The sequence below is a fragment of the Fertoeibacter niger genome, assembly GCF_009380135.2.
Taxonomy (GTDB): domain Bacteria; phylum Pseudomonadota; class Alphaproteobacteria; order Rhodobacterales; family Rhodobacteraceae; genus Fertoeibacter; species Fertoeibacter niger.
The window spans coordinates 47,773-58,372 of sequence record NZ_WHUT02000018.1; the positions used below are offsets into that span (position 1 = coordinate 47,773).

At 65.9% G+C, this 10,600-nt stretch carries 13 protein-coding genes; 10 read left to right on the top strand and 3 right to left on the bottom strand.

All coding sequences use genetic code 11. From position 1 onward, the window contains the following. The first annotated feature begins 28 nt into the window (after positions 1–28). From GEU84_RS19910 to era, 6 genes are all read left to right on the top strand, one after another. Complete coding sequence (locus GEU84_RS19910; RefSeq protein WP_217438614.1) at positions 29–661, top strand: DUF2062 domain-containing protein; 633 nt, start codon at positions 29–31, stop codon at positions 659–661. Positions 662–694: 33 nt separating this feature from the next. Then, a complete protein-coding gene (locus GEU84_RS19915) occupies positions 695–1,453 on the top strand; it encodes a pyridoxine 5'-phosphate synthase (protein ID WP_174540062.1) in 759 nt (252 codons plus the stop codon). Between the two features lie 76 nt (positions 1,454–1,529). Beyond that, on the top strand, positions 1,530–1,943 hold the full coding sequence (gene acpS / locus GEU84_RS19920) for a holo-ACP synthase (protein WP_174540063.1): 414 nt from the start codon (positions 1,530–1,532) through the stop codon (positions 1,941–1,943). A gap of 76 nt (positions 1,944–2,019) precedes the next feature. Then, a complete protein-coding gene (gene lepB, locus GEU84_RS19925; RefSeq protein WP_174540064.1) occupies positions 2,020–2,808 on the top strand; it encodes a signal peptidase I in 789 nt (262 codons plus the stop codon). Then, on the top strand, positions 2,805–3,494 hold the full coding sequence (gene rnc, locus GEU84_RS19930) for a ribonuclease III (RefSeq protein WP_174540065.1): 690 nt from the start codon (positions 2,805–2,807) through the stop codon (positions 3,492–3,494). Before lepB ends, rnc begins: the two co-directional genes overlap by 4 nt. Further along, on the top strand, positions 3,487–4,494 hold the full coding sequence (gene era / locus GEU84_RS19935; RefSeq protein WP_217438615.1) for a GTPase Era: 1,008 nt from the start codon (positions 3,487–3,489) through the stop codon (positions 4,492–4,494). The genes rnc and era overlap by 8 nt, the downstream gene beginning before the upstream one ends. A 4-nt stretch (positions 4,495–4,498) precedes the next feature. Here era and GEU84_RS19940 read toward each other — a convergent pair whose 3' ends face one another. Then, positions 4,499–4,690 carry a hypothetical protein gene (locus GEU84_RS19940; protein WP_174540066.1) on the bottom strand — a complete coding sequence of 64 codons (192 nt, stop codon included), beginning with the start codon at positions 4,688–4,690 and terminating at the stop codon, positions 4,499–4,501. A gap of 73 nt (positions 4,691–4,763) precedes the next feature. Here GEU84_RS19940 and GEU84_RS19945 point away from each other — a divergent pair, with 73 nt between their 5' ends. Then, complete coding sequence (locus GEU84_RS19945; protein WP_174540067.1) at positions 4,764–5,093, top strand: DUF1491 family protein; 330 nt, start codon at positions 4,764–4,766, stop codon at positions 5,091–5,093. Here GEU84_RS19945 and GEU84_RS19950 read toward each other — a convergent pair. Next, positions 5,083–5,682 (bottom strand): Pr6Pr family membrane protein, encoded by a 600-nt coding sequence (locus GEU84_RS19950; protein WP_174540068.1) that lies wholly within the window; start codon positions 5,680–5,682, stop codon positions 5,083–5,085. The two genes, GEU84_RS19945 and GEU84_RS19950, sit on opposite strands and share 11 nt — an antisense overlap. 82 nt (positions 5,683–5,764) lie before the next feature. Between GEU84_RS19950 and recO the strand changes: the two genes are divergently transcribed. Continuing rightward, the gene (gene recO / locus GEU84_RS19955; protein ID WP_174540069.1) at positions 5,765–6,487 is read left to right on the top strand and encodes a DNA repair protein RecO; all 723 of its coding nucleotides are present in this window, start codon (positions 5,765–5,767) and stop codon (positions 6,485–6,487) included. Positions 6,488–6,654: 167 nt separating this feature from the next. Further along, complete coding sequence (locus GEU84_RS19960; protein WP_174540070.1) at positions 6,655–7,884, top strand: MFS transporter; 1,230 nt, start codon at positions 6,655–6,657, stop codon at positions 7,882–7,884. A 22-nt stretch (positions 7,885–7,906) separates the two neighbouring features. Here GEU84_RS19960 and GEU84_RS19965 read toward each other — a convergent pair whose 3' ends face one another. Beyond that, positions 7,907–9,574, bottom strand: a complete 1,668-nt coding sequence (locus tag GEU84_RS19965) for an acyl-CoA dehydrogenase family protein (RefSeq protein ID WP_174540071.1) — start codon at positions 9,572–9,574, stop codon at positions 7,907–7,909. Between the two features lie 173 nt (positions 9,575–9,747). On the opposite strand from GEU84_RS19965, the gene GEU84_RS19970 reads away from it, so the two are divergent. Then, positions 9,748–10,518: a sulfite exporter TauE/SafE family protein gene (locus GEU84_RS19970; protein ID WP_174540072.1), complete on the top strand. Its 771-nt coding sequence runs from the start codon at positions 9,748–9,750 to the stop codon at positions 10,516–10,518. The last annotated feature ends 82 nt before the right edge of the window (positions 10,519–10,600 follow it).

Here is a 10,600-nt window from a genome sequence, read left to right on the forward strand (position 1 = left end):
CTTCAAGCGGCGCAACCGACGCTCCCTGATGGAGAACGCGCGGGAATTTGTCTACCCGACCGGCGGTTTCCGCCGCGCCACGCAATACATCGTTCACCGCATGCGCCGCCTGCCCGACAAGCCGCACAAGATCGCGCGCGGGGTGTTTGCCGGCACATTCGTGAACTTTCCGCCGATCTTTGGCGTGCAGGCGCTGTCGGCCATTGCCTTGGCCTGGGTGATGCGGGGCAACATCCTTGCGGCGGTGCTGTGCACGTTCCTGTCAAACCCGATCACAACGCCCATCATCGCCGTGGGTTCGCTGGAACTCGGCTACTGGATGCTGGGGCGCGACGAATCGCTGACGTTTCTTTCCATCGTGGCCGCATTTGGCGATGCAGGGGGGGAACTGTGGCGCAATTTCAAGGCGATGTTCACCGACGCGCCGACGGAATGGGGATCGCTGGCCGAATTCTGGCGGCGCGTCTACTTCCCCTACCTGGTGGGCAGCATCATTCCCGGCCTGATCATCTCGACCATGGCCTATTACATCACAATCCCTCTGGCCAACGCCTATCAAAAGCTGCGCGACAAGAAACTGCGCGACCGGATCGACGCGCGCCGCAAGAGCAAGGCTGCGCCCCCTGCGGCAACGCCGGGGGCTGACGGCACGCCGGACTGACGCTAGGCTTGAACAAACGCGAAGGAGAGCATGATGACATCGCAGGGCAGGGTGCGGCTGGGTGTGAACATCGACCATGTGGCCACAGTGCGCAACGCGCGCGGCTCTGCCTGGCCCGACCCTTTGCGCGCCGCCCTGCTGGCCGAGGCGGCCGGGGCCGACGGCATCACCGCCCACCTGCGCGAAGACCGCCGCCATATACGGGACGAGGATATTGCGGCCCTGATGGCGGGCATTTCCGTGCCGCTGAATTTTGAAATGGCCGCCACGGCGGAAATGCAGGCCATCGCGCTGAAACACCGGCCGCATGCCGTCTGCCTCGTGCCGGAAAAGCGCGAGGAACGCACCACCGAAGGCGGGCTTGATGTGGCAAGCGACCAGAATCGTCTGGCCGATTACATAGCGCCCCTGCGCGCGGCGGGGGCACGGGTGTCGCTGTTCATCGGCCATGATCCCCGCCAGATCGAGGCCTCGGCCCGTGTCGGCGCGGCGGTGGTCGAACTGCACACCGGCACCTATTGCGATCTGGTGGCCGATGGCCATCTGGCCGAAGCGGCGGCAGAGTTGCAGGCGTTGCGCCAGGGTGCCACCCTCGCGCACGGGCTGGGGCTGGAGGTGCATGCAGGCCATGGCATCAGCTTTGACACCGTGGCCGAACTTGCCGTGCTGCCCGGGGTGATGGAACTGAACATCGGCCATTTCCTGATCGGCGAGGCGATTTTCCGCGGCCTAGGCAATGCGATCGAGGAAATGCGCCGCCGGATGGACGAGGCCTGCGAGGCGCAGGCGTGACAATCGCCCGCAAAACCGTCTGCATCATGCGTGCATCGGCTGTGCATGGCCTGTGCATCGCCGGAATCGCCCCGCAATGATCCTCGGCATCGGCACGGATCTGTGCAACATCGAACGGATCGAGGGCACCTTGGCCCGCTTTGGCGACCGTTTTCTGCACCGGGTTTTTACCGAACGCGAACAGCGCAAGGCCGCCAGCCGTCCCCGCGCCGTGGCCGCCACCTATGCCAAACGCTGGGCCGCGAAAGAGGCGTGCTCAAAGGCCTTGGGCACCGGGTTACGCATGGGAATCGCGTGGAAAGACATGGCGGTATCCAACCTGCGCACGGGCCAGCCGGTGATGCACCTGACCGGCTGGGCGGCGGAACGGCTGGCGGCCATGACCCCCCCGGGCCACGAGGCCATCGTTCACGTCACCCTGACCGACGACCACCCCTGGGCGCAGGCCTTTGTGGTGATCGAGGCGCGACCCCTGCCTCCCCCAACTTGACTCCCGCGCGCCCCGCGCGCATGTAGCGCCAAACCCTGCGCGCCCCGTGGCGCCGCAGCCCAAAAAGGCAGGACGCATGGCTAGCAAGGCAAAATCCGACGGCGGCATTGTCGAGACGGTGAAAACCATCGTCTATGCCCTGCTGATCGCAGGCGTGTTCCGCACCCTGTTCTTTCAGCCGTTCTGGATTCCATCGGGCAGCATGAAGGATACGCTGCTGATCGGTGACTTCCTGTTTGTAAACAAGATGGCCTATGGCTATTCGCGCTATTCCTGCCCCTTCTCGATCTGCCCCTTCTCGGGGCGGCTGCTGTTTTCTGAACCCGAACGCGGCGATGTGGTGGTGTTCCGCCACCCGGTCAACGGGTCTGATTTCATCAAGCGGCTGGTGGGCCTGCCCGGTGACACGGTGCAGATGCGCAATGGCGTGCTGATCCTGAATGGCGCCGAAGTGCCGCAGACCCCGGCCGGCACGTTCGAGGAACTGATGGAACCGCAGGGCCCGATGGGGCAACTGCCGCGCTGCGAAAACGGCCCGGTGGGCGAGGGCGGCACCTGCACCGCGTCGCGCTTCACCGAAACGCTGCCGGGCGGGCGCACGCATGACATCCTGAACATCGACACCAACGGTTTTGCCGACAACACCGATGTGTTCACCGTGCCCGCCGGGCATTACTTCTTCATGGGCGACAACCGCGACAACAGCCAGGACAGCCGCTTTGGCCAGGCCGTTGGTGGCGTTGGATTTGTTCCCGCCGACCATCTGATCGGCCGCGCCGACCGGATCATGTTTTCCTCCGCTGGCCGGTCGATGCTGTATTTCTGGACCTGGCGTTCCGACCGCTTCTTCAAGGCGGTGGAGTGAGGCTTTCATCCGATCTTCAGGCCCTTTCGGGCCGTCTGGGGCACGATTTCCGCACGCCTGAACTGCTGTTGCGCGCCGTCACCCATGCCTCACTGTCATCCGCCACAAGGCCCGACAATCAGCGGCTGGAGTTTCTGGGCGACCGGGTGCTGGGGCTGGTGATGGCGGAGGCGCTGCTGGCCGCCGACCCGGGTGCGACCGAAGGGCAGCTTGCGCCCCGCTTCAACGCCTTGGTGCGCAAGGAAACCTGCGCCGATGTGGCCCGGGCGCTGGCGCTGGGCGATGTGCTGAAACTGGGCCGGTCCGAAATGATGTCGGGCGGGCGGCGCAAAGAGGCGCTGCTCGGCGACGCGCTGGAGGCGGTGATCGCCGCCGTCTATCTGGATGGCGGGTTCGATGCGGCCCGGGCGACCATCTTGCGGCTGTGGGCTGACCGGATCGGCGCGGTGGAACAGGACGCCCGCGACGCGAAAACCGCGTTGCAGGAATGGGCGCAGGCGCGTGGCCTGCCACCCCCGGCCTATACCGAAATGGCGCGCTCTGGCCCCGATCACCAGCCGGTGTTCACGGTCGAGGTGCGGCTTGACAATGGCGCTGCGGAAACGGCGACAGCCGGGGCGAAACGGCTGGCCGAACAGGCAGCGGCAAGGGCGCTTCTGGCGCGGATGGAGACGACCGATGACTGACGAACCCGAAGCCCCGCAGCCGGACGGCATTCACCCGGAAAAACCTCATCCCGATGCGCCCGGCCCCGATGGCAGCGCCGTGGGTGGCGACGGCAACACCCGCGCCGGTTTCGTGGCCCTGATCGGCGAGCCGAACGCGGGCAAATCCACCCTCTTGAACCGCATGGTGGGTGCCAAGGTGTCGATCGTGACGCACAAGGTGCAGACCACCCGCGCCCGCATCCGTGGTGTGGCGATGGATGGCCAGACGCAGATCGTGTTCGTCGATACGCCCGGCCTGTTCCGCCCGCGCCGCAGGCTTGACCGCGCGATGGTGGCTGCCGCCTGGGGCGGGGCCGCCGATGCCGACATCATCGTGCTGCTGATCGAGGCGCACCGCGGGCTGACCGAGGGCACCAAATCCATCATCGACAGCATGCGCGACCGCATTCCGCGCGGGCAGGCGGTGGCGCTGGCCATCAACAAGATCGACCGGGTCAAGGCCGAAACCCTGCTGGCGCTGACCGAGGAAATGAACAACGCCTTTCCCTTTGTCGAAACCTTCATGATCTCGGCGGAAAAGGGCTATGGCGTGGACAAGCTGAAACACTGGCTGGCAGGTGAACTGCCCGAAGGCCCGTGGTTCTATCCCGAAGACCAGATCGCCGACCTGCCGCTGCGCATGATCGCCGCCGAGGTGACGCGCGAAAAGCTGACCCTGCGCCTGCACGAGGAACTGCCCTATCAACTGACCGTCGAGACCGAGAAATGGGAGGAACGCCCCGATGGTTCGGTGCGCATCGACCAGATCGTTTATGTCGCCCGCGACGGCCACAAGGGCATCGTGCTGGGCAACAAGGGCGAAACCATCAAATCCATCGGCCAGGCCGCGCGGATTGATCTGGTCGATTTCCTTGACCGGCCAGTGCACCTGTTCCTTCAGGTAAAGGTGCGCCCGAACTGGCTGGAAGAGCCCGAGCGCTATTCCGAAATGGGGCTGGACTTCAAGGACGGGAACTGAGCCCCTACCCCTTGCGGTGGCGCAGGAAGGCGAGGATGATCCACCCTATTGCGATCAACCCCGCCAGACCCGAGGCCAGTTGTGCCGCAGGGCTGCCCTCCAGACCGAACACGTCAAACAGCATCAGCAGTTGCACGGCGATGAACACCAGCAGCACAAGGCGCGCGCCCAGCGGAATGCGGAATGGTGTGGTCATTGAAAAGGCTCCTGTTCTTTCGCTGACCCGACTTTAGCCGGGGCGCATCACAACTCAAGTGAAGAATCCCGTCATGAAACTGACTGCCGATTTCTGGGTGCGCGCCTATCTGAACCGCCTGCGTCTGGCCGCGATCCCGGCCTTTGTCACCGCGAAGGGCGATGCCACGGCGGGGGCGGTTCTGGTGAAACTGGCCACGCTGGACGGGCAGGCACAGGCGTTTCAACGCTCGTTTGATCTGATGTCGGGCGCGCGGGTATGGGTTACTTTGACCGCGGGGGCCGAGGCCGAGGTGGATGCAGCCATTGCCCGCCAGCGCCGCTTTGACCCCGATCTGTGGGTGATCGAGGTCGAAGACCGGCAAGGCCGCCACCTGCTGGATGAGGATGGACTCAGCGGCTGATCCGCGCGACGGCAAACACCGTGGCGCCGAGCACCGCGAAAGCCGCCAGAACCTGCGCCATGTTGCGCAGCACGGCGGCAGGGCCAAGCTGGTGCAGATCCAGAAATCCGTAGGGCCAGAAGCCGGTCAGCATGCCGCGCGCGATGGCATAGGTGAAATAGGCCAGCGGCCAGACAAGCCACATCAGCATGACCGGCCAGCGCAGCGCGCCCTTGGGGGCGAAGGCCGCCCACCACAGCGCCACCATGACCGGCACGGCGGTATGCAGCCCCTGATCCGCCCACCAGCCCAGACCCGGCGGCGGCCCCGCCCCGGTGATCGAGGGTTGCCCGTAAAGCCCCACCATGCCGATGGCCACCAACAGCCCGCCATGCCGGGCCGCGCTGAACTGTCGCCCTGCGGCCAGCGCCGCGAAATGCGCCAGAACGGCGCTATTGGTCAGAATGGTGAAATAGCCCGCCATGCGCCAGATTTCGGCCAGCAGATCCGGCTCTGCCAGCCTGCCATAGGAATAGATGCCCTGCGCCAGCACCGAAAGCCCGGCGGTCAGCGCGATCAGCAGGGCCGTGGTGCGTCGCAAGGGCATCATTCCGCATTTCTGCGCCGGAACCGCCTTTGCCGCAAGGGGTGGCACCCTTGCCCTGCCGCACGCGGCCCGCGATAGTGCCGGGATGGATTGGCGCGACGAAGGCGTGCTTTTGACCATGCGCAGGCATGGCGAAAGCGCCGCGATCATCGAGGTGTTCACCGTGGCCCATGGCCGGCATGCGGGGGTGGTGCGGGGCGGGGCCTCGCGCCGGATGTCGCCCATCCTGCAACCCGGTGCGCAACTGGATGTCTCTTGGCGGGCGCGGCTGGAGGATCACATCGGCATCTTCACGGTGGAACCTGTGCGGTCGCGCGCCGGGTTGCTGGGCGACCGGCTGGCGCTGGCAGGGCTGAACGCGATCTGTGCGCTGCTGCATGTGGCGCTGCCCGAACGCGCGGCGCATCCGCATCTGTGGGTGATGACAGTGGCGTTGCTGGATGCGCTGGGGGCATCGCCCGACTGGCCCCTGGCCTATCTGCGGTGGGAGGTGCTGCTGCTGGAAGAGGTGGGCTTTGGCCTTGACCTGACGCGCTGTGCCGTGACCGGCACGCGCGACGATCTGGCCTTTGTCAGCCCGCGCACCGGGCGGGCCGTGGCGCGCGGGGCCGCGGGTGACTGGGCCGACCGGCTGTTGCCGTTGCCCGCCTGCATGCTGGGGCAGGGCGGGGCCGACCGGGTGGAAATCGCGCAGGGGCTGGCGATCACCGGGCACTTCCTGACGCGCGAGCTGGCCCCCCTGCTGCATGGCCGCCCCTTGCCCGAGGCGCGGGCAAGGTTGCTGGAACTGCTGGCCCGCTCTGCGTGACGCTGCCCGCATAAAACTGGCCCGGCTAAAACTGGCCCGGCTGACATTGGCCCGAATGTCATCGGTCCGGCTGGTGCGGTGCCACCTGTCCCGAACATGCCGCGAAATGTCGCAGGCGGGCCAGACCTGCGCCCAAAGGCGCGGCACATCTGGGGGCAGAGAGCATCATGGCCACAAGATACCTTCCCCTTTTTCTGAAACACGCAGCCACCCCGCGGGTCGAGTCCTTTGCCCTGTTGGCGGGGCTGGAGGCCGCCGTGCGTGGCACGCTGATCGCCGTGATGCCGCTGACCGTCTATGACGCGGTGCGCGACGCGGGGGTGGTGTCGCGGATCTATTTCTTTGTCGGCATCGCCTCGCTGATCTGGGGGCTGCTGGTGCCATGGGCCACGCGGCATGTGCCACGACGCTGGCTTTATACGCTGGGCACAGCGCTGTATGTCATCGGGATGGTGCTGGCGATTGTGGGAGGGCCGGTGGCTGTGCCCTTGTCGCTTCTGGCCAATGCGCTGGCGACGGCGACGGTGTTTGTCTGCTTCAACGCCTATGTGCTGGATTACATAACCCGCGCCGATCTGGGGCGCAGCCAGTCGATGCAGATGCTGTATGCCGCGACACCCTGGGCGGTGGGGCCGCTGCTGGGGGTCTGGCTGCGCGATCTGTGGGCTCCCGCGCCGTTCCTGCTGGCGGCGGTGTTTGCCGGGGCGCTGGCCACCGCATTCTGGGTGCTGCGGCTGGGCAACGGAAAGCAGATCACCCGCGCCAAGGGGCCCGCGCTGAACCCGCTGGCCTATCTGGGGCGCTTTGCAGGCCAGCCAAGGCTGATCGCGGGCTGGCTGTTTGCGGTGCTGCGGTCCTGTGGCTGGTGGGTCTATGTGGTCTATCTGCCGATCTTCTGTATCGAGGCGGGCTTGGGCGACAAGGTGGGTGGTGTCGCGCTGTCACTGTCGAATGCGCTGCTGTTCACGACGCCGCTCTTGCTGCGCATGGTCTACCGGCGCACGGTGCGGGTGGCGGTGCGCGGGGCCTTTGCGCTGTGCGCGGTGACGCTGGTGGCGGCCACGCTGCTGTCAGGGCTGCCCTGGCTGACGGTGCTTTTGCTGATGGCCTGTTCGTTCGGGCTGGTGCTGCTGGATGTGGCAGGTGGCCTGCCCTTCATGATGGCGGTTAAGCCGTCAGAGCGCACGGAAATGGCCGCCGTCTATTCCAGCTTTCGTGACGTGTCGGGCATCCTGACTCCGGGTGCCGCCTATCTGGTGCTGCTGGTGGCCCCGGTGGCGGGGGTGTTTGCGGCCTGTGGGGCGGGCATGGCCGCGGCCTGGCTGATGGCCGGGCGGCTGCACCCGCGGCTGGGGGCCGCGCGCCCGTCACATGGTGTGGCGCTGCCGGGGGAATAGCCGCGCATACCGTCCGGTCAGGTCAGTCCAGCAGCCGCCGCGCGATGACCTGCGCCTGAATTTCGGCGGCCCCCTCGAATATGTTCAGGATGCGCGCGTCGCACAGGATGCGGGAAATCTGGTATTCCAGCGCAAAGCCGTTGCCGCCGTGGATCTGCAACGCATTGTCGGCGCTGGCCCAGGCCACCCGCGCGCCCAGCAGTTTGGCCATGCCCGCCTCAAGATCGCAGCGTTTGTCATGGTCTTTCTGCCATGCGGCGTAATAGGTCAGTTGCCGGGCGATCATGATTTCCACCGCCATCATCGCCAGTTTGCCCGCCACGCGCGGAAAGGCGATCAGCGCCTTGCCGAACTGCTTGCGGTCGGTGGCATATTGCATGCCCACCTCCAGCGCGTTCTGCGCCACGCCGATGGCCCGGGCGGCAGTCTGGATGCGGGCCGATTCAAACGTCTGCATCAGCTGCTTGAAGCCCTGCCCCTCGACCCCGCCCAGCAGGTTTTCGCCCTTTACCGCGAAGCCATCGAAGGCCAGCTCATATTCCTTCATGCCTCGGTAGCCCAAGACCTCGATCTCGCCGCCGGTCATGCCGGGGGTGGGAAAGGGAGCCTCATCGGTGCCAGGAGTCTTTTCGGCCAGAAACATCGACAGGCCCCGGTAATCGGTAGTGGCGGGGTCGGTGCGGGCCAGCAGGGTCATCACATGGGTGCGGGCGGCATGGGTGATCCAGGTCTTGTTGCCGGTCACTTGCCAATCGTCACCCGCTTTCACCGCGCGCGTGCGCAGGCTGCCCAGATCAGAACCGGTGTTGGGTTCGGTAAACACCGCCGTGGGCAGCGTTTCGCCGGATGCCAGTTTCGGCAGCCAATGCTGTTTCTGCGCATCCGTCCCGCCACACAGGATCAGTTCGGCGGCAATCTCGGTGCGCGTGGCCAGTGACCCCACACCGATATAGCCGCGCGACAATTCCTCGGACACCACCACCATCGATGCCTTCGACAGGCCAAACCCGCCGAATTCCTCGGGGATGGTCAGGCCGAACACACCCATTTCCGCCAGCGCATCAATGATCTCCATCGGGATCAATTCGTCGCGCAGATGCCAGCCATGGGCGAAGGGCGCCACCTTTTCATCGGCAAAGCGGCGGAACTGGTCGCGGATCATCTCCAGCTCCGCCTCCAGCCCCGATGCGCCAAAGGTCGCGCGCCCGGCGTTGTCCTGCATCAGGTCCACCAGCCGCATGCGGGCGGCGGCCGAATTGCCCCGGGCCATCAGGGCAAGCGCCGCCGCCCCGGGCTGGGCCGGGGACAGGCCCAGATCCTGCAACCGCGCGACCTCCCCCTGGCTCATCGGGATGCCGCCGTGGATGTGGTGCAGATACTCGCCAAAGCCGATCTGCAGGAGCAGCGCCTCGATCTCGCCGAAATGGCCGGATGCGGCCAGCCGCCCGGCCCAGGCCTGCATCTGCCGCAGGCTTTCGGTATAGGTGGCAAGCCAGGCCAGCGTATGCGCGGCAAACTGGTGCTCTTCCAGCAGAGGGCTCGAAATGCGCCCGCCCGTCGTGACCAGCCCGCGCAAGGCCTCGCGCCCGGCCGCAAACAGCGCCTCTACCTCGGGCACCGCCTCGGCGGTCAGGGTCAGCAGATCGGCCAGAAGGGGCGATTGGGGCGGGGTCTGTCCGTCATGGGGCATGGCTGGCCTCTGAATGCTGCGCTTGCAAAGGGGGTAATCGCTTTGCATCCGCAGCGCAAGAAAAATTCGCCGTTGGTTCGTGTGGCGAATGAAAATGTCGCAGCCAAATCGCCCGTGCGGTTTCCCCACCAAGAGGCTACAGAAGCGCAAGCAGCGGCAATGGGCAGGATGATATGGATTTCCTCATGGCGGGGCTGAACCCGGTGGCGTTCTGGGCCGCCATGGCGGTGACCCTGTGTTCCGGCTTCATCAAGGGCGCCATCGGTTTTGCCATGCCGATGATCATGGTCTCGGCCTTTTCCAGCTTTCTGCCGCCCGAGGTGGCGCTGGCCGGGCTGATCCTGCCAGTGCTCTTGACCAACCTCAGCCAGGCGTTTCGGCAGGGCTGGCGTGCGGCCTGGCAAACGGCCCGAAAGTTCTGGCGCTTTCTGGCGGGCACGGTGGTTTTCATCCTGCTGTCGGCGCAATTCGTGCGCGATATCCCGCAGCCGGTGTTCCTGATGCTGCTGGGCCTGCCGATCACCGTCTTTGCCCTGCTGCAACTGGCGGGGCGCAAGCTGGCGCTGCGGCTGGAGCACCGCGCGCGGGCAGAGACCGTGCTGGGTGTGATCGGCGGGCTTTATGGCGGGCTGTCGGGCATATGGGGGCCGCCGCTGCTGGTCTATCTGCTGTCTGTCGGGGCCGAAAAGGTCGAGACGATCCGCGCGCAGGGGGTGGTATTTCTGATCGGGGCGGTGGTTCTGCTGGCGGCACATCTGCAATCGGGGGTGATGAACGCCACCACTGCACCATTTTCCGCCGCTCTGGCGCTGCCGGCGATGCTGGGCATGGCGCTGGGGTATGCGGTGCAGGACCGGCTGGACCAGGGGCGCTTTCGCTGGTGGACACAGGTTTTGCTGGTGGTCACGGGGCTGAACCTGATGCGGCAGGCGTTCAACGTCTGACAGCAGCATGCAACGCCATCTGATCTTGTGATTTCCCAGAGTGAAATATCCTCGGGGGTGGGGTCCGGGGAGGGGGCAGACA

What these genes read in the sequence shown, in the direction of transcription:
- GEU84_RS19910 (WP_217438614.1), top strand. Translation starts at nt 29, where the DNA reads ATGGAGAACGCGCGGGAATTTGTCTACCCGACCGGCGGTTTCCGCCGC.
- GEU84_RS19915 (WP_174540062.1), top strand. Translation starts at nt 695, where the DNA reads ATGACATCGCAGGGCAGGGTGCGGCTGGGTGTGAACATCGACCATGTG.
- acpS (WP_174540063.1), top strand. Translation starts at nt 1,530, where the DNA reads ATGATCCTCGGCATCGGCACGGATCTGTGCAACATCGAACGGATCGAG.
- lepB (WP_174540064.1), top strand. Translation starts at nt 2,020, where the DNA reads ATGGCTAGCAAGGCAAAATCCGACGGCGGCATTGTCGAGACGGTGAAA.
- era (WP_217438615.1), top strand. Translation starts at nt 3,487, where the DNA reads ATGACTGACGAACCCGAAGCCCCGCAGCCGGACGGCATTCACCCGGAA.
- GEU84_RS19940 (WP_174540066.1), bottom strand. Translation starts at nt 4,690, where the DNA reads ATGACCACACCATTCCGCATTCCGCTGGGCGCGCGCCTTGTGCTGCTG.
- GEU84_RS19945 (WP_174540067.1), top strand. Translation starts at nt 4,764, where the DNA reads ATGAAACTGACTGCCGATTTCTGGGTGCGCGCCTATCTGAACCGCCTG.
- GEU84_RS19950 (WP_174540068.1), bottom strand. Translation starts at nt 5,682, where the DNA reads ATGATGCCCTTGCGACGCACCACGGCCCTGCTGATCGCGCTGACCGCC.
- recO (WP_174540069.1), top strand. Translation starts at nt 5,765, where the DNA reads ATGGATTGGCGCGACGAAGGCGTGCTTTTGACCATGCGCAGGCATGGC.
- GEU84_RS19960 (WP_174540070.1), top strand. Translation starts at nt 6,655, where the DNA reads ATGGCCACAAGATACCTTCCCCTTTTTCTGAAACACGCAGCCACCCCG.
- GEU84_RS19965 (WP_174540071.1), bottom strand. Translation starts at nt 9,574, where the DNA reads ATGCCCCATGACGGACAGACCCCGCCCCAATCGCCCCTTCTGGCCGAT.
- GEU84_RS19970 (WP_174540072.1), top strand. Translation starts at nt 9,748, where the DNA reads ATGGATTTCCTCATGGCGGGGCTGAACCCGGTGGCGTTCTGGGCCGCC.